The organism is Niallia laureatilytica (genome assembly GCF_046613985.1).
Lineage (GTDB): Bacteria > Bacillota > Bacilli > Bacillales > Cytobacillaceae > Niallia.
Genome location: NZ_JBKKHP010000004.1, coordinates 36,833 through 54,135, shown reverse-complemented (window position 1 = coordinate 54,135; position 17,303 = coordinate 36,833). Strand labels below are relative to the sequence as shown.

The 17,303-nt window shown below is 39.4% G+C and carries 21 protein-coding genes; 6 read left to right on the top strand and 15 right to left on the bottom strand.

Annotated elements, in window-relative coordinates; genetic code table 11:
• Window positions 1–29: 29 nt before the first annotated feature.
• The gene (locus tag ACLIJJ_RS11920; RefSeq protein ID WP_233314191.1) at window positions 30–719 is read left to right on the top strand and encodes a DsbA family protein; all 690 of its coding nucleotides are present in this window, start codon (window positions 30–32) and stop codon (window positions 717–719) included.
• Between the two features lie 36 nt (window positions 720–755).
• Here the strand turns inward: ACLIJJ_RS11920 and ACLIJJ_RS11915 are convergent, their stop codons facing one another.
• The 6 genes from ACLIJJ_RS11915 to ACLIJJ_RS11890 form a co-directional block, all read right to left on the bottom strand.
• Window positions 756–1,412, bottom strand: a complete 657-nt coding sequence (locus tag ACLIJJ_RS11915) for a Type 1 glutamine amidotransferase-like domain-containing protein (RefSeq protein WP_233314192.1) — start codon at window positions 1,410–1,412, stop codon at window positions 756–758.
• A 157-nt stretch (window positions 1,413–1,569) separates the two neighbouring features.
• The gene (locus tag ACLIJJ_RS11910) at window positions 1,570–2,289 is read right to left on the bottom strand and encodes a YebC/PmpR family DNA-binding transcriptional regulator (RefSeq protein ID WP_237941266.1); all 720 of its coding nucleotides are present in this window, start codon (window positions 2,287–2,289) and stop codon (window positions 1,570–1,572) included.
• A gap of 233 nt (window positions 2,290–2,522) precedes the next feature.
• Window positions 2,523–3,176: a site-specific integrase gene (locus ACLIJJ_RS11905; RefSeq protein ID WP_411410929.1), complete on the bottom strand. Its 654-nt coding sequence runs from the start codon at window positions 3,174–3,176 to the stop codon at window positions 2,523–2,525.
• On the bottom strand, window positions 3,164–3,523 hold the full coding sequence (locus tag ACLIJJ_RS11900) for a phage integrase SAM-like domain-containing protein (protein WP_341079477.1): 360 nt from the start codon (window positions 3,521–3,523) through the stop codon (window positions 3,164–3,166). Before ACLIJJ_RS11900 ends, ACLIJJ_RS11905 begins: the two co-directional genes overlap by 13 nt.
• Window positions 3,466–4,173, bottom strand: a complete 708-nt coding sequence (locus tag ACLIJJ_RS11895) for a replication initiation factor domain-containing protein (RefSeq protein WP_411411063.1) — start codon at window positions 4,171–4,173, stop codon at window positions 3,466–3,468. The genes ACLIJJ_RS11900 and ACLIJJ_RS11895 overlap by 58 nt, the downstream gene beginning before the upstream one ends.
• Window positions 4,174–4,384: 211 nt before the next feature.
• The gene (locus ACLIJJ_RS11890) at window positions 4,385–4,570 is read right to left on the bottom strand and encodes a hypothetical protein (RefSeq protein WP_341076364.1); all 186 of its coding nucleotides are present in this window, start codon (window positions 4,568–4,570) and stop codon (window positions 4,385–4,387) included.
• An 83-nt stretch (window positions 4,571–4,653) separates the two neighbouring features.
• On the opposite strand from ACLIJJ_RS11890, the gene ACLIJJ_RS11885 reads away from it, so the two are divergent.
• The 3 genes from ACLIJJ_RS11885 (at window position 4,654) to ACLIJJ_RS11875 (ending at window position 6,507) form a co-directional block, all read left to right on the top strand.
• Complete coding sequence (locus tag ACLIJJ_RS11885) at window positions 4,654–5,178, top strand: hypothetical protein (protein ID WP_411410928.1); 525 nt, start codon at window positions 4,654–4,656, stop codon at window positions 5,176–5,178.
• Window positions 5,179–5,327: 149 nt separating this feature from the next.
• A complete protein-coding gene (locus tag ACLIJJ_RS11880) occupies window positions 5,328–5,810 on the top strand; it encodes a hypothetical protein (RefSeq protein WP_233314197.1) in 483 nt (160 codons plus the stop codon).
• Window positions 5,811–6,132: 322 nt separating this feature from the next.
• Complete coding sequence (locus ACLIJJ_RS11875) at window positions 6,133–6,507, top strand: SET domain-containing protein (protein WP_233314198.1); 375 nt, start codon at window positions 6,133–6,135, stop codon at window positions 6,505–6,507.
• A 42-nt stretch (window positions 6,508–6,549) separates the two neighbouring features.
• Here the strand turns inward: ACLIJJ_RS11875 and ACLIJJ_RS11870 are convergent, their stop codons facing one another.
• From ACLIJJ_RS11870 to ACLIJJ_RS11830, 9 genes are all read right to left on the bottom strand, one after another.
• The gene (locus ACLIJJ_RS11870) at window positions 6,550–7,551 is read right to left on the bottom strand and encodes an LLM class flavin-dependent oxidoreductase (RefSeq protein WP_233314199.1); all 1,002 of its coding nucleotides are present in this window, start codon (window positions 7,549–7,551) and stop codon (window positions 6,550–6,552) included.
• A 129-nt stretch (window positions 7,552–7,680) separates the two neighbouring features.
• The gene (locus tag ACLIJJ_RS11865; RefSeq protein WP_233314200.1) at window positions 7,681–8,286 is read right to left on the bottom strand and encodes a YesL family protein; all 606 of its coding nucleotides are present in this window, start codon (window positions 8,284–8,286) and stop codon (window positions 7,681–7,683) included.
• A gap of 30 nt (window positions 8,287–8,316) precedes the next feature.
• Window positions 8,317–9,309 carry a LacI family DNA-binding transcriptional regulator gene (locus tag ACLIJJ_RS11860; RefSeq protein WP_233314201.1) on the bottom strand — a complete coding sequence of 331 codons (993 nt, stop codon included), beginning with the start codon at window positions 9,307–9,309 and terminating at the stop codon, window positions 8,317–8,319.
• A 170-nt stretch (window positions 9,310–9,479) separates the two neighbouring features.
• A complete protein-coding gene (locus tag ACLIJJ_RS11855) occupies window positions 9,480–10,382 on the bottom strand; it encodes a carbohydrate ABC transporter permease (RefSeq protein ID WP_233314202.1) in 903 nt (300 codons plus the stop codon).
• A gap of 10 nt (window positions 10,383–10,392) precedes the next feature.
• Window positions 10,393–11,247, bottom strand: a complete 855-nt coding sequence (locus tag ACLIJJ_RS11850) for an ABC transporter permease (RefSeq protein ID WP_233314768.1) — start codon at window positions 11,245–11,247, stop codon at window positions 10,393–10,395.
• Window positions 11,248–11,415: 168 nt separating this feature from the next.
• Complete coding sequence (locus ACLIJJ_RS11845) at window positions 11,416–13,023, bottom strand: extracellular solute-binding protein (RefSeq protein WP_233314203.1); 1,608 nt, start codon at window positions 13,021–13,023, stop codon at window positions 11,416–11,418.
• Window positions 13,024–13,577: 554 nt separating this feature from the next.
• Entirely contained in the window at window positions 13,578–14,513 is a 936-nt protein-coding gene (locus ACLIJJ_RS11840) for an NAD(P)H-binding protein (RefSeq protein WP_233314204.1), read from the bottom strand.
• Window positions 14,514–14,595: 82 nt separating this feature from the next.
• A complete protein-coding gene (locus tag ACLIJJ_RS11835; RefSeq protein ID WP_411410927.1) occupies window positions 14,596–15,174 on the bottom strand; it encodes a TetR/AcrR family transcriptional regulator in 579 nt (192 codons plus the stop codon).
• A gap of 12 nt (window positions 15,175–15,186) precedes the next feature.
• Window positions 15,187–15,345 carry a hypothetical protein gene (locus ACLIJJ_RS11830; protein ID WP_237941264.1) on the bottom strand — a complete coding sequence of 53 codons (159 nt, stop codon included), beginning with the start codon at window positions 15,343–15,345 and terminating at the stop codon, window positions 15,187–15,189.
• Window positions 15,346–15,626: 281 nt separating this feature from the next.
• On the opposite strand from ACLIJJ_RS11830, the gene ACLIJJ_RS11825 reads away from it, so the two are divergent.
• A complete protein-coding gene (locus tag ACLIJJ_RS11825; protein ID WP_233314206.1) occupies window positions 15,627–15,956 on the top strand; it encodes a YolD-like family protein in 330 nt (109 codons plus the stop codon).
• Between the two features lie 66 nt (window positions 15,957–16,022).
• On the top strand, window positions 16,023–17,240 hold the full coding sequence (locus ACLIJJ_RS11820; RefSeq protein WP_245399960.1) for a Y-family DNA polymerase: 1,218 nt from the start codon (window positions 16,023–16,025) through the stop codon (window positions 17,238–17,240).
• Window positions 17,241–17,303: the final 63 nt, after the last annotated feature.

Genomic DNA, 17,303 nt, shown 5'->3' with positions numbered 1-17,303 from the left:
AAGCTTGGTAAATAAAAGGAGAAGTCATTGTGGCAAAAACGAAGAAAAAACAAAATAACATGCAATCTAAAAAAAACAAGCCTTCTAGTTTCATTTATTGGATCATCGGCATCGTTGTCGCATGTATCGCAGGGCTTATCATCTTAGCAAATTTGCCTGAAGAAGGCTTTGATTTTGATTATGACAATCAGCCTGTTATAGGTGAAGAATCAGCGAGCGTGAGCATCGTTGAATTTGGGGACTACCGCTGTCCTGTCTGCAAAAACTTTAACGAGTCCTTTTTCCCAGTTTTAAAGGAAAACTTGATCGACACTGGAAAAGCTAAATTCTATTACATGAACTATCCGTTTATTCATGCAGATTCTACGACTGCTGCCTTGTACGGCGAAACTGTTTTTAATGAACTTGGTGATGAGATATTCTGGAAATTCCATGATTCTGTCTACGCTAATCAGCCTGACAATGAAACAGTCGAAACGTATACGGAAGAATTCTTAACAGACCGTTTGAAGGATGCTGGTGCATCTGATGAAGACGCTACGAAAGTAACAGAGGCCTTCCAAAATGAAACATACAAAAGTTCTCTCCAAGATGATATGGATGATGTGAAAAGCTTGAACATTACCGGCACGCCATCCATTTATGTTAATGGAGTAAAATTTGAAGGCAACAGCTATGATGAATTATTGGAAATGGTCAATGAAGCAGCTGAAAAGTAAGAATCGTTAGAGAGTACATTCGTACTCTCTATTTTTTTATCCAGGCAGCTTCCTGCATTTGCCGTCTACCATTTGATAAACTCCCCTGCCTTCGGTTGTCGCCAATCTGCCATTATGAAAATACACCCCTGTGTTTTCATCGATTCCGTAATGAATAGAGGATGGATGCTTTGCTGCTAGTTGCTGTAAATGGCTTTCCTCATCCCACTCTGAAAAATGAACTGCTAAAAAAATATTTTCTAATAGTCCGATGCCCTTTCTTTCGACAAAGGCATTCTCTCTATTGTCTTTAGCTGATATGCTTGTTTGTTGTGGACTGATTAAAGCTCCTGCTGAAAATCCCGCAACTGGTACTCCTTGGTCATACACTGCTTTAATAGCGGCACCTATTGCTGTATCGACAATATAGTCTGCATAACGGTCAGTCTCTCCGCCGCACAGAATGATACCTCCGCTTTTTTTGATTTCTGCTACTGCTTGTTTCTCTTGAATAGTTGGCAGCGGAATATAGGAAAATCTGTCATGACCACTTGCTATTAGTCGCTTCGTATAGTTAGGCATAAAAGATTGCCAATCTTCCCGTTCTACTAAAATAATAGCAATCGGTCCCCCGCTAGTCAGCTCGATATACTTTTCAGCCAATTTGTCTGTAAAAGGCGGTCCGCTTCCGAAAGCAAAAAAATGACGGTTCACTATTTTCACTCTCCCTCTTAAAAGCCTGCTTAATGGTCTTAAATTTTTTGTATCTCTTTAGCGATAATGACAGAAAGTTCAAATTGTTACATGCACTACTGCTGCATGCCGCAGCAATAAAAAAGCCTTTCTCTTATAACGAGAAAGGCTTAAGTTGTTATTCTCCTAAGTCAACATTGTGATAAACTTGGCGAACATCCTCTAAATCTTCTAGAGCATCTATCATTTTTTCAAATTTTGCCTGTGCTTCTTCATCAAGCGTTACATCACTTTGCGCAAGCATTGTTAATTCTGCTACAGTAAACTCTGTTACACCTGCAGTCTTAAATGCTTCTTGCACAGCATGGAATTGGTCTGGCTCTGCATAAACGATAACAGAGTCTTCTTCTGCAATAATGTCACGAACATCTACATCAGCTTCCATCAATAACTCTAATACTTCTTCTTCTGTTTTGTCCTCAACACCAATAACCGCTGTTGCGTCAAACATATAAGCAACAGATCCGCTCACACCCATGTTTCCGCCGTTTTTACCGAATGCGGCACGAACATCTGAAGCTGTTCTGTTTACATTGTTTGTAAGAGCATCAACGATTACCATCGATCCGTTCGGACCAAATCCTTCATAGCGAAGCTCATCATATGTTTCTTCTGATCCGCCCTTCGCTTTTTCAATGGCACGATCAATGATGTTTTTTGGTACACTATATGTTTTTGCGCGCTCTAGAACTACCTTTAACGCTTGGTTTGATTCTGGATCTGGCTCGCCTTGTTTTGCTGCTACATAAATTTCACGGCCGAACTTTGCATATATACGGCTAGTATTTGCATCTTTTGATGCTTTTTTCTCTTTAATGTTATTCCATTTACGACCCATTTTGAACACTCTCTTTCTGGTTTTTCCATCCATTATCTATTATAGATAACTTCTGGGCGGCACATCAATGCCTATAAGCGTTTTTTTAGTAAATTTCTTCTTTCAAGCAATGCTAAATCATTGCTAAGACGAATAATATTATACCGCAATTTTAACGATTTCCGCAATAATCCTTGAATACCAATGATTAGAAGGATTCTATCCCCTTACGAGGTAACAAAAAGAGTAACCATCTACTTTTTAAATCCTTGGAGTACCTTTTCTTCATTTTCGGGTAACCTATCCAAATAATAATTCATGGTTGTTGTCGCCTTCGCATGACACAATCGCTTTTGAATCGTTTTAATATCTATCCCTTGGCTTAGTAGCCACATTCCATGACTATCTCGCAAATCATGTACTCTAATGTTTTCTAATACCTCGTTTTCTTTCGCTGTCTTATTCCACTTCTTTACTAAAGTTGTTTTCCAACAATTCCATCTTGTCGGTGTATACATCGTCCCATCACACATAAATATATAGGGTATGTCTCCAAATATATCACGTTGTTTTTCACGCCATTCTTTCAACATTTCTATAATTTTCGGGGTTAATTTGACCCAACCTGTACTACTAGCTGTTTTTGTTCCATCTTTTGTACTTGCCGACCAGTTTTCCTTATTTCGGTAATAGAGAGTGCTATCTACATAAATAGACTGATTATCCCAATCAATATCCGTCCATTTTCTTGCCATCATTTCTCCTATCCGTAAACCAGTGAAAAATAAAAAGTAGAATCCTGTTCTTTTTAAACAACCAAGATAGCTATTCCCCTCAATAACAGACAGAAAGCGTTGAAACTCTTCATATGTCCAATATTGAACTTTTTTTTTTGTTATTTGCCGCAACCCCTTGATATTTGGGCGATATTCTCCTTCACTACATCATGTTCACATGCTAAATCATAAATCTGCCCTAATGTACTTAATACTAGATTGAGATACATAGAGGATAATGGTTCTCCATGTGAATTCTTCAAATCCATCAAGTAGCTTCGGAAATTCGCAATATCTTTTTGTTCTATCTCTTGAAACGTTTTTCCCTTAAAATATCTTTTTATATGACGACAATGACCTTTTTTTTGCTGATAAGTTCCTTTTTTTAAACCTCGCTTAAAATGAGGAAGAACAACATTTTCTACAAATAACTCAAATGATACCTTTGATGTTTCACTTTTAGATAGCCTTGGAACAATTCAAGTAAAGATTTTTCACCGTTCACATATGTTAGAAAGAAGTGATGCGCTTTTTCGCGTCTGAATAAGGTTTCTGTTCGTATCTGTGGTGATAAATCCTTCTTTCTTATCCCTTGCTTTTTTGCAAGCTTTGCTTGTTTGTCGTAGAACTTCAAACGGTCATCGGCACTTGGTGGCTTCAAATATAGAGTAGATCCTGTTTGTTTATCTCCGTAAGGGAGGTAACTTGTACTTCTTCCATAAACGAATTGTTTCTTTTTGCAAATTCTAGTGAGTTGTATAGGTGTAAAAAATGGTGTTTGATTGAAGTCATCTATGGCTACATCAATTCGTGTTATAGTCACCCTATCTTCAAAGATTAGTAGATTTTTCATGAATGTTTTGAAAGATAGCTTTTTTTGTTTCAACCATACCTCCCGAAGAAACTCACAGGCACTACCACTAAGAACAATCATTTTATCTGTATATACTTCCTCAAGGTAATCGTAGATACGAATATCCCCGAACCGATAGCAACAGTCATAGTTGTAATGTTGCAACCTCCCTTTTTCAAGCTTGAAATATTCTTCTGGTATACCCAAAATATTGCGAGCAATATTTTTAAGCTCCATTCCAACTGTTTGAATTTGTAGCCAATCGACAACCGCAATTAATCCTTTTCGTGTTGCAATTTATATCACCCCCTTTTCATTTTTTAATTTCTTAGTTTTTACAAAAACTCACTTGCTGTAAACCAACATTTACAGGAGATTCCACCTAGTGTTAGAGGGTGGTGTTGAAAAATTTTCGACCGCCTACGCTTCCCACAGATTTTGGGGCTCTGTGTTTAGCACTCGCCCCAAATCTGTGGGCTTGTCGTTCTCAATTTTTCCGTCCAAATAACCCTTTACGCTTAGGCTGTTCCTCTAGTTGTACTAATCGCTTTTCTAAGCTATTTATAACCATTTTGAGTGTTCTATTCTCTTGATAGACATGTGTGATTTTTACATTTACTTCCTGTTCCCAGTCTATAAAGGAGAGTTCCAATAATTTAACACGCTCATTCAATGGTTTAGGTAGTTCTCTTTCGCTCGCAAAAGCACGTAAATTAAATTTTTTACGAAAAGTTTAAAGAGGGAGAGAGAAAAATTATGATGAAAAGAGTTAGAAAATTGGTAATAGTATTACTTGTTGTACTATCAATTGGAGGTGCCTTATCTCCAACTAGGTCGTATGCAACTGTTACAATAACAGATGAACAGTTAGCATTAATTAATATTAGTAGTATAGTTAATCAAGAAGACATTTCAGAAGAGGATGTTGCAGTACTCGAAACTGAGCTTGCAAAATTAGGTATAGATGCAGCATCATACTTTACTCTTGAAGATTATGAAAGTATGGCTTTAGCTAGAGGATATGGACAGACGCATAACTTAGGAGGAGGCTGGAGAGCCAGAGTAGATAAGCCGCATACTGGAGAGGGATTACCTCATGTTCATGTGGAGAACAATAAGGGAGTTAAAGGGGCAGAAAGCGTATTGGGTACAAAATCCCATAAAAAAACAATGAGTTCTTCTGGTATTCCAAATAGTGTCCAAAAAAAGGTAAAAGGATTGAAAGATTATAAGAAGGGGCAAGAAGATGCAAAAAAATCCAAAAGGCAAAATCCCAAATAAAATCAAAGAAACTAAATTTAAAAAAGACAACCGATATAATTATTGCTATTGGTATATTTGTAGCAGTGGTAGGATTAGTTATATTTGCGACTAGCTCGATTGCAGCTTGGGGAGCATTCTTATTATTGATTTAAAAAGGAGGATTTTTTTTGCTTAATAAACGATATTATCTTCAGCTAGAATTAAATATGAGTCAACATATAATTTTTGCAATCAACGAGGAGAAAAAAGGATGTGGTCGATTAATAGGGTATTTATATCTTGAAGATTTGAAAAGAGCCGGTACCCCAAAAGACTTCGAATTCTTAAATCCTGTTTTTTTAGAGGATTGGGATGATTTTCGTAATTTAATTGTGGCGAGAGTCATTACATATGAAAATATATCTGCTGAAGAAAAGGAAGAGTTGCTGTTCCTTGCTAGTACTATGATTGAATTTAAGCCAGCAGTTAATCATAAAGTAGAATTCTTTATTTCAAAAGAATTAAGTGCTTTTTCTGAAGACTATTTGAAAGAGAATTGTATGAAAGATAATATTCCTATTTACCAATGGATAATAGAGAACATGGCTGAAAATCCTATTAATCTAGAAAAAATAACAGAAGGTTCTTTGAATTATTTATCTCAAGATTAAACATAAATTTTAACAGTAGGCTATCTTTCTCTTAAAATTTAAAAGTGAAGGGTAGCCTACTGTTAGTTTTTGAGGTAACAATCCATCTATCTTCCCACTTTTCCCACTCATTACAAATGAAGTAAAATCCCTTTATATCAACGGTTTTTCTTTTAATTGATACTATTATATTCTTATACCGCAATTATAGAATTTGTTCATCTATCTGGACTAGGATTGTTCATTTTTGAATAAAATTACTCCACTACTTGCGTTCTTGATTTCTTTTAGCAGCAATAAATGGTACAGTTAAGTGACAACTGTAAAGGAGCAATAGACAATTATGATTGAAGTAAAAGTATCTCCATTAAGTGATGGGGAATTCAACAGAGGTGTTTTCGCTACGGAAAACATCAAAAAAGGTGAGCTAATCCATAAGGCTCCCGTCATTTCTTATCCGAATGAACAGCATGAGCATATTGAAAAAACACTGCTTGCCGATTATGCCTTTGAATATGGAATAAATCATACTGCGATATTACTTGGCTATGGCATGCTGTTTAACCATTCTTATGAACCAAATGCTATTTATGAAATTAATTTTGACGAGCATACATTTGATTTCTTTGCTTATAAGGATATTACAGCAGGAGAAGAAATATTAATTAATTATAATGGCGATGTGGATGATAAAGAACCGCTTTGGTTTAACAAGTAAAAAAAGCAAACCTTCATTAACTTGAAGGTCTGCTTTTTTTTATTAGCGTCCGTCCACGATTTCTTTAAAGATTTCGTAGGAGCGGATTTGCTTTTTAAGATCATACATGTAAGAAACGGCCATAATCTCATTAACATTATACTTCTCTTGGAAGCTTTCAAGCTGTTCCTTGACGGATTCTTTGCTGCCGATAAATGCCATGCTGGACATGGAGGTTGCCATTTCTCTTTCCATTTGGCTCCAGATTGCGTCCATGCTTTCCACAGGCGGGCTTAACGGTGTCCGTGTTCCTCTGACAACATTTAAGAAAAATTGCTGCATCGTTGTTGCTTCTTTTTTTGCTTCCTCGTCTGTTTCTGCAGCAATAACATTTAAACAAACCATCATATATGGTTCAGCTAAATAGGCAGATGGCTGGAATCTTCTTCTGTAAATGGAAATCGCTTCTTCCATCTGTCTTGGTGCAAAATGGGATGCAAATACATATGGCAATCCTAATTGTGCAGCAAGGTAGGCAGAATCAGTGGATGAACCAAGAATGTAAATTGGAATATTTTTATTTGCTCCTGGGTATGCGCGCACATAGCCTTGCTCTTCTTCAGGACCGAAATATGTCAGCAATGCCTGCACATCATCTGGGAAGGTATAGACAGAATCATGAGCGGACCTTCTTAATGCACTGGCTGTTTTCATATCAGTGCCCGGTGCCCGGCCAAGACCTAAGTCCAGTCTGTCTGGGTAAAGAACAGCCATTGTGCCAAACTGCTCTGCAACAACGAGCGGAGAATGGTTTGGTAGCATAATGCCCCCAGACCCAACTCTGATTTTCTTCGTGTGTTCTAATGTATGTTTAATTAAAAGAGACGTGGCAGAGCTCACTAATGTTGGCGAGTTATGATGCTCTGCGATCCAGTAGCGTGAATAGCCCATTTCTTCTGTTGCTTGTGCTAAATCAACCATTGCGTCAATTGCTTCTTTTTCTCCCTGCCCAAGGCGAATTGGCGCCAAGTTCAAGACAGAGACTGGTATATTTATGTTAGACATTGTAATAATCCTTTCTGACAATAGATTCTATATTATAGTAACAATTTCCCCAACTGAAAAAAACTTATTTGCTTATAACGCTTAAAATGCAAAAAAGAGAGAGTCACCTCTCCCCAAATAAACATTATGTTATGATAATATTTTCGTTTCATCCATCCTCGCAAACACTTTGTGGCATAAGCTGTAATGCAAGAGTGCGGCGGTGCTGAAGAGGATGATGCCTGTAAACGGAATATAAAAGAGAATAACACTGCATAAACCGAACATCGCCAGAATCAAGACAGTTATATGAATATTCATCATCGACAGCAGCAAGGAATTTCTTAAAGCCGCCTTTATCGGCAAGCGATAATGAGAAATCAGCGGAAAGATATAGAAAAATGTCGCTAAAAAGAGGAAGCTGACCAATAATACTGGAACGGTCATTACTATTTTCATAAAGGTAGCATCTTGGTTTAAATAAAAGAAGTTAAAAAACAAAATGCTTAGCAAAACGGCCATAATGGCACCAATCGAGATGCTTTGCTTGAAGTTCTCTTTAAAATAATGAAAATAATTGCGGACAACACTATTATCTTCGTTGACTTTCCACTGCCTGACGACACTGTACATAGCGCTCGTAGCCGGTGCGATTGTAATGATCGGGATGCAGGACAAAAGCCAGAAAAGATTGAGGATGAAGAGATTCGATAGTTTATCAATTACACCATAAAATTTACTGTCGATAATATTCATAGCAACAGCCTCTTTTCTTTGAATTTTGCTTTAGGTTGATTCTCCGGCGATAAATCTGTACGATAGCTCTGTTGTCTCTGTGCCTATGTAACTGCCATTTTCGATTTTATGAACAATGCTCTCGACTGCTTTATAACCGATATCCTCCACAGGATATTCAATCGTCGTGAGCGACGGTGTAATATATTTGAGCACATCAATATTATCAAAGCCCATTACTCCTACATCTTCAGGAATCTGGTAGCCTTTCTTTTTTAAGAAACGCATCACTTCTAGCGCGTATAAATCACAGGAGCAAACGATCGCTGTCTTGGCCTGACTGCGAAAATCAATTGTATCTAAGTCTGCAAGATAATCATTATGTCTAATAATTTCTGCTTCTGTCAGATTTTCCGCAGACAATGCCTCAAGGAAGCCTTGGAGCCGCTCTTCTTGTGTGTAAATATTAGTCAGCCCTGCGTATTTTAAAGGAGGCGAGATATACATAAACTGCTTATAGCCTTTACTGATAATGTGACTGACACCATTTCTCATCGCTGCCCGCTCTGGTATGCCGATATATTCCCAATCTGCCGACAGGTAATTAAAAATCGTAACAATCGGAATCGACAGTCCCTGCAGATACTCCTCGAACTCCTTACCTTTATTGACCGAGAAAAGGATGATACCGTCGACTTTATGATTGGCCAAATACTCAATGCATTGCTTTTCATTTTCCATATCCTTATCTGTGAGTGCTATGTATAAAAAATAACCATATTGCCTTGCCCTCAGTTCGACTGCGTTTAACAGCTGTGCAAACGAGCGGTTGTACAAATCAAACAGCACTATCCCAAGTGTCATTGTCCGCCCCTTTACAAGGCTTCGCGCTGTGAAGTCTGGACGATATTTCAATTCCTTTGCTGCCTGTAACACCTTTTGCTTTGTTTTCTCTTTTATACCCGGACGATTGTTTAATGCCCGGTCCACAGTGCCTGAAGACACCCCGCAATGCTTGGCGATATCCTTGATAGTAACCCTCATAATGCCTCCATTTTATCTCCTTGCAGCCTAGGCATTCTGTTAGAAGGAATGCCTGGCATACTCGGAAACTATGCAAATAATTGTCTTTTATATCATTCTATTATACATATAATTCCATTACATTTCTCCTTATCTTTATTATTAGTGATCGTCATGAACAACTGCCTCTATCAGCCTTTCACAGAACCAATCATAACCCCTTTTTCAAAATATTTTTGAATAAATGGGTAGATAATTAAGATTGGCAGTGTGGACACGATTATGACACCATATTTAATCTGATCTGCATATTTCTGTGCATAGCCGCCGGCAGCACCGCCTGAGCCTGCTCCTTCGGCAAATACCTGATTTGATAGGAGAATATCTCTTAAGACGATTTGGAGCGGCTGCAGACTATAATCTCTTATATAAATTAAGCCTGTGAAGAAATCATTCCAATGGCCAACCAAATAGTAAAGACCTACAACAGAAATAACTGCTTTTGAAAGCGGCAGCGCTATCTTCCCGAAAAACTGAAAATGTGTACAGCCATCCATTTGTGCTGCTTCAAACAGTTCTTTCGGCAGTGAGCTTTCAAAGAAGGTTCTTGTAATAATCAGGTTGAACACATTGACTGAAAACGGCAGGATGAATACCCACATATTGTTGATTAAACTTAACTCCTTCATCAATAAGTATGTTGGGATAAGTCCGCCATTAAAGAACATCGTCACAACAAACACAAACATTAAAAAACGTCTTGCCTTGAAATCCTGCCGTGAGAGCACGTATGCTGCAGGCAATGTAAACAGGAGATTTACAAATGTTCCTACAACCGTATAGATAATCGTATTTTTGTAGCCGATCCATATTCTTGAATCATTAAATATCTCTTGATAACCGAATAAGCTGAAGCCTTTCGGATATAGAGTCACTTGTCCTGTGGCAACTAAGGTTGAATCACTCACAGAGGCGATGACAACAAAATACAATGGATAAGCGACAAGTAAGAAGATAAATACACATAAAATCAAAATGATCGTATCAAAAACGATATCACTCTTCGTTTTGCCTTTTGTGCTGAATAACTTCATGACTTCCCTCCTACCATAAGCTTATATTGGAAAATCTCTTGGCGATATAGTTCATGGCGATTAAGAATACGAAATTGATGAGCGTATTAAAAAGCCCAATCGCTGCTGAATAGCTGAACTGATTCGAGATAATCCCGATTTTGTATACATATGTCGCAATAACTTCCGAGACTGGGAGGTTAAGAGGGTTCTGCATTAAAAATATTTTCTCAAATCCGGTGTTAAGAATATTCCCCATACTTAAGATGAACAAGATAATCATGGTTGGCACAATCGCCGGCAAATCTACATATCTGATTGTCTGCCATCTGCTGGCTCCGTCGATTTTAGCAGAATCATAGAGCTGCGGATCAACACTTGCCAGGGCTGCTAAGTAAATGATGCTGTTCCAGCCTGCATGCTGCCAAATATCAGAAAGAACATATACAGGCACGAACGCCTTTTCAGAAGCGAGGAGGTTAATGTCCCAGCCGAAGGTCGCCAAAATATGGCCGACCACTCCAGAGTTTGGCGACAATAGCACATTAAGCAGGCCGACCATAACTACAAGGGAAATGAAGTGAGGCAAATAAACGGTCGTTTGAATTGCTTTCTTCCATCTTTTCCAAATCACTTGATTGATAATAAGAGCAAGAATAATCGGTGCAGGAAATCCAAGGATGATGGTCGCAAGACTGATTACAACAGTGTTTTTCATCAAGTCAGCAAACATGTAACTGTTGATAAATTCCTTGAAGTAATGAAGACCGACCCACTCACCGCCAGTGATTCCCTTCGTAAAGTCATATTCTCTGAATGCCAATTGCACGCCGTACATAGGGATATAATTAAAGATGAAAATGATGACTATAGCAGGCAGAATCATAATCCACAATTGGTAATCTCGCTTCAAGCTCTGCAAGATATTCCGTTTTTTTGTCGGCTTCGATTGGAAGCCTGGCGCTGCTTTTTTTGCTTCCGGATTAACTACGGCCACAAGCTGTACCTCCTTTATAGAAGGATGCAATCTGCATCCTTCCTCTTTTATAGGTGATTATTGATTCTTTTTGTAGTCATCATAATATTTCTGCATGATTTCAAGATTTTCCGGCAAGCCTGTTTTTTCCACATTTTCTAAATAAGCGTCCCACTCTTTTTCAATTCCGCCTTTTGTAATCCATTGCGAATATTTCGCCATCGCTAGATTCATTAGGTTTGTATTGTTAAGACTTAGCTTGGAGTTGTCTTCTTTGCTGTATTTAATAAACATGCTAGGAAGAACATCATTTTCCACATCAATAGCATCAAGTGCCGGCTGCAGAGGCTCTGTTTGCTTGCCGACTGACTGCATATCTGTGCCAAGCTCCAGCTTAATATCATCTGCCACATACATTGGTCCGTTGTCTGCCCATGTTGTTGTCCATTTCCAAGTGCCTGGATCCATGTTCGCATCCTTAGGCGGCAAAACTTTGTAGCTTCCGTCTGCATTTTCCTCAATATTAGTTCCGAGTGAACCGAACAGAACCTGCATGCTCACTTTAGGATCGTACAGCTCATTAATAAATTTCAATGCAGCTTCTTTATTCTTCGACTGGGAAGATAAAGTAATCATGTTAACACCGTAATTAAGACCGTTATAGTCGTAATCCCATGACACTTGCTCATTAGCATCTGCTGTTACCTGCAATGGCGCCATAGAAGCATACTGTGGTGCCAGCTCATTTCCGAATCTGTCTGTCACTTCCCAGCCAAACGTATATCCAACTCTAGCTGTCTCTTTATCGCCTCGGGCAACAGATTGGTATTTCGTATAGTCTTGTGTGAATACTTCTTTGTTGATTAAGCCTTCTGCATAGCATTTATGCAAAAACTCAACAAGCTCCCTATAGCGCTCGTCTGTCAGGAAGTTCTTCACTTTGCCGTCTTCTGCATAGTAGCCTGCACCGCTGGCATCTGTCAGTGTAATGCCAAAGCTTCCTAAGAGGACTGTCGGCTGAAAGAATCCAAATCCAGTTGTACCTGTAGGTGAAAAGTCTAACGGGATTTCATCGTTTTTGTCGCCATTACCGTTCGCATCTTCATCTTTGAATGCTTTTAGGACTATATATAATTCATCCCAATTTGTCGGCATTTCCAAGCCGAGATTATCGAGCCAATCTTGGTTGATGAATTGCCTTGTCGCAGTTCCCGGCCAGAATCGCTGATATTTTGGAAGTCCGTAAATTTGCCCGTCAAGCTGTGTCGCTATCGCTTTTGTTTCCGGCTTTGCATCAAACATTGCCTTTACGTTCGGCAGACTGGAGTCAACGTCATCAGATAAGTCCTCAAACAATCCTGGAAATTGAACATAATCAGCGTCTGTAATTGCATTAGGACCGATGATCAAGTCGGGTACATCACCGCCGGCAAGCAGTGCGCCCTTCTTCTGATCCCAATCTGCTGTTACTTCCTGCCATTTAATATCAATACCGAGGCGTTCTTCAACATCTTGAAGCCATTCAATTTTATTCACATCCTGTGTTAATGGATGCTTTGTTATAAGTGCTGTAAGCTGCGGCTTCCCATCCTTTGTGACGGCTGCTTCTTCCTCTTTGTTTGAACAGCCTGCTAAAACAAGAGCGGCAAGTGATGCTGCAAGAAAACCATACCCTAATCTTTTCATCTTGTTTTCCCCCACTAATAAATTTTTTGGCGTTTGAACAAACAGCTAAAGCGGTTCTATGTTTTTACCTCCTTTTTTAAGATTAATATTTATATGTAAAATGTGAACGTACACGAAAAACCATGTCCATTCTACATATACAATCACCAGTGCTAATAACATACTTTCAAAAAAAATGATAGGTAACAGAGAACGTGAATAAAGTGAAGGTTAAAATTGTGAACGTACACGAATTGAAAAAAGAGAAGAGGCATGAACTTACATGAGACTAAGATGAGTAATTTCTTGTGGGTAAGGGCTTTATGTTGAGTTAATGATAACGCTTTCTTTTTTGAGCGTCAATATGCTTTTATCGCAATCTTTCCGCCATTTTTCCAGCAAATCTGGCAAAAAAACACTGACTTGCTACTAAATGTTTACAATTATCTGGTGCTCTGCCTTTATTTCTTGTCGAAGTTTCAAAGAAAGAGCCATTTTTTGTGGTATTAAACTTATAAAAAAGGGACTGCAAAAAAAGCTGTGCGAAAAACTCTTTTTAGCCCCTTTCTAGCTTGTTAACGATTGCTTTTCATGTAGTCCAACGTTATTTTTATGCCCTGTTTGTAAGAGGTTCTCGCAAGCGGGCCAATTTGTTCTTCATATTTTTTACCGCTTAATAGTACTGGCTGTTCGTACAGATACATCATTTCAATCAATTCCTTCATGAACGGATTAAACAAAGCCATGAACTTAATCATTGTTTTTGATACAGTTCTAAAATTTTTGCTGTAATTCCATTCCGTTTGTAGGAGTTCTTTCATTTCATTGCCTGTTATTGGGGACACGCCGGGAATATTCCAATTCTGATTGTAAGCATTCTCCCGTAAGGCAAGCTCTATCATTGCCTTTGCCCCGTCTTCTGTAAACAGAAATTCCTTTGCTAGTGAAGGAGAGCCGATAAAATTGGCGGTTTTATTTAAGGCAACGTTTTTTAATGTTTCATTAAGCACTGTATTTCCCGCATTTGGTCCGTAGAAATCCGGCATATGAACGATCAGATATGGCACACCGCTCGTCTTGATTACATTCTCCATCTCCAGACGAATACTGCCTTTTTTCGTATGCGGTTCTTTTTTCGCAGCCTCATCTATCGGACTGTCTGTTTGCCTGCCGTAAGCGTAGATGTTATCAACAAGTGCAAATTTAGCTTCTTGACCTTTTGCTGCTCTCAGCATGTTTTTTAGTGCGAGCGGATGTGTCGTCTCCCATTCTTGATAAGGGAAGCTAATAGCATGGAACAACACATCAGCACCGTCTGCTGCATGAATGATATCTTTCTCCAATAAAGCATCCCCTGCTCGCACCGCTACACCTGGCATATTGTTAAATAGTTCTTTAAGCTTTTGCTCGCCTCTGGCAAAGGCAATTACTTCAATATTTCTGCGTCTAAGCTCTTGTACGAGTGCATACCCCATTCCACCTGTTGCTCCTGCTACTAACGCTTTTTTCATGCCCTTCTCTCCCTTAACCGTTTTATTAACCACTGGTCAATTAAAAGTAAAAAAATTGTTTTAGCTCATGGAAGAGCTAAAACTATGCATGACTTTCCAATCCTTGTATAAGGAATTGCACATGATATTCTGCAGCCGTTTTTGCTTCTGCAAATCCACCGACAACACCGTGATAATGGGAAACAAAGCCATGAAGTGACAAAAATACAGACCAGATCCCGCTCAACTTTAGCCTGTTGGCTGAAAGAGCTTGAATAGCCTTAGCAAACTTTTCATAAGAAAGATTGGCAGCTTCCCGTGATAAACTGTCCACTTCCCTCTCCCGCTGCATAAACATCATTTCATATTGACTTTGATTGTCGAGGCCAAATTCAATAAATCTGAGCATCAGCTTGTGCAGCTTTTTCATATCTTGTTCCTTTCCATGTAACGTTTCCTCAATAAGCTGATTTAATACAGCAAACCCTTCATCGACTATTGCATAAAAAAGCGCTGCCTTATTTTTAAAATGATAGTAGATAGCACCGTGACTGCAGGCAAGCTCCTTTGCAATGCTGCGCATGGAAACTTCTTGATAACCTTTTTCCACAAACAGACTCCTTGCCTTTTGCACGATAATATCCCTCGTTAATTCTTGTGTTCTTGCTTTTCTGGGCGACATATGCTGCTCCTTTTATTGACCATCGGTTAATAAGATTATAACACATCTTCCTGTTTTTACAATAATCGGTAAAAAAATATATTGCTGGCTTTTCACCTCTGCTGTACGAATTTCCACCTGTTTAACATCGGAAGCGGCACGGAAAGCACGCTTCAGCTTTTCTAATAGCAATTGGCGTGAATTACTGGCTTATCCATTCCTTCGTTTTCCATTTGACAAACAATTGCTTATTTATAGAAGTTAACTTCCTTTTTTGAAACCTTTGCTGCAAACTTTTTTGATGCTGTCTTTTATTAGTCATTGAATGCGTAAAATTATTTTCAAGCTGCTTCCTTCCTTTTCCAGCATGATTTCTGCTGCTTTCCTAATATTACATGTAAGACTTTTTTAGAAGCCTTCTTGATTACGAACGTTTGTTCTGATATATTAAACACTATAAGGAGATGATTTTCATGATACGAGACAGAGGGGCGATTAAATGGACAGCAATGATGCTGCCAGAGCATGTCCAAAGCGTTAAAGAAGCGCTGGCAGAAGATAAGAAACTAACCCAGCCTATCCTTGACGAGGACCAGATCCGCGAAATGGAGCTGCTTATCCTTGAAAGCATGGAACACGGCTGGAGCCTTCATTGTGAGGTTTTCAAAAATGGTGAAATCCGGCATGTCAGCGGCCATGTCGTATATATTGATCATCTGAAACAGGAAATTCGCATTCAGGATGATTCAGACAATATTCATCCGATTCCTTTCCGCAGCTTAGTAAACATTCAAAAAGATTAAAAAAGGAGATGCTTTCGTGTGTTTGATTATACTCAATTTCCAAACCGCTCGATTCTGTGCGTGGATATGAAAAGCTTTTACGCAAGCATTATCGCCGTTCATGAAGGCTTGGACCCCCTCACCTGCCATCTTGCAGTTGTCGGCAATACAGATCGCACAGGCAGTGTCGTCCTCGCAGCATCTCCTGCCATGAAACGAGATTTCAAAATTAAAACCGGCTCCAGGCTTTTCGAGATACCTGACGATCCAAAAATTAAAATTTTTAATCCGCGCATGGGCTTGTTTGTCCGTGTATCAACAGAGATTACGAAGCTGTTCTTCCGATATGTTCCGCCATCAGCCGTTCATACATACTCTGTGGACGAAAGCTTTCTGGATGTAACCGGCCTTGAGAAAATTTGGGGCACACCAGAGGAAATAGCGAGGCAAATCCAGCAGGATATCCTTTTAGATTTCGGCTTGCCGTCAACGATTGGCATCGGCCCTAACATGCTGATGGCAAAGCTTTGCCTTGATTTGTCTGCAAAAAAGACAGCGAACGGCATTGCAAGCTGGACGTATGAAGACATTCCGGAAAAGCTGTGGCCTGTTTCCCCGCTCCGGGAAATGTGGGGCATTGGCAGCCGTGTGGAAAAAACACTGCACAGTATGGGGATATTTTCTGTCGGTCAGCTTGCCCGCTATGATTTGGCCTTGTTGGAGAAAAAATTTGGCATAATGGGCAATCAGCTCTACCACCATGCTTGGGGAATTGATTTATCCGAAGTCGGTGCACCGATTATGCAGGGCCAGATCAGCTACGGAAAAAGCCAAGTTCTGCTGCGCGACTATAAGGATGAGAGCGAAATTAAATCGGTCATTCTGGAAATATGTGAAGAGGTGGCAAAAAGAGCGAGGGCACACCACCATGCAGGAAGAACTATCAGCTTTAGCCTGGCCTACAGCAAAGAGGAGTTCGGCGGCGGATTCCATCGGTCGCGGACAATTGACAAGCCGACTAATATCACGATGGATATATACCGTGTCTGCTTGGAGCTGATGCGGGAGAACTATAATGGCCAGACTGTGCGGCAAATCTCCCTTTCTCTCGGAAAGCTCGAGAAGGATACAGAGGTTCAGCTCGATTTATTTGATACAAACAGCTGGAAAAAGAGAAAAATCGGCTATGTGGTTGACAGTATCCGCAACCGTTACGGTCCTGCCTCCCTGCTGCGTGCTGTTTCCTACACCTCTGGCGGGACTGCCAAACATCGAGCCAAGCTTCTTGGCGGCCATATAAAATAAAGGAATTGCCTGTTCGCTCAGCGAAAATAACAAAATGGCAAAGTCTTTAAAAGGAGGTACCCT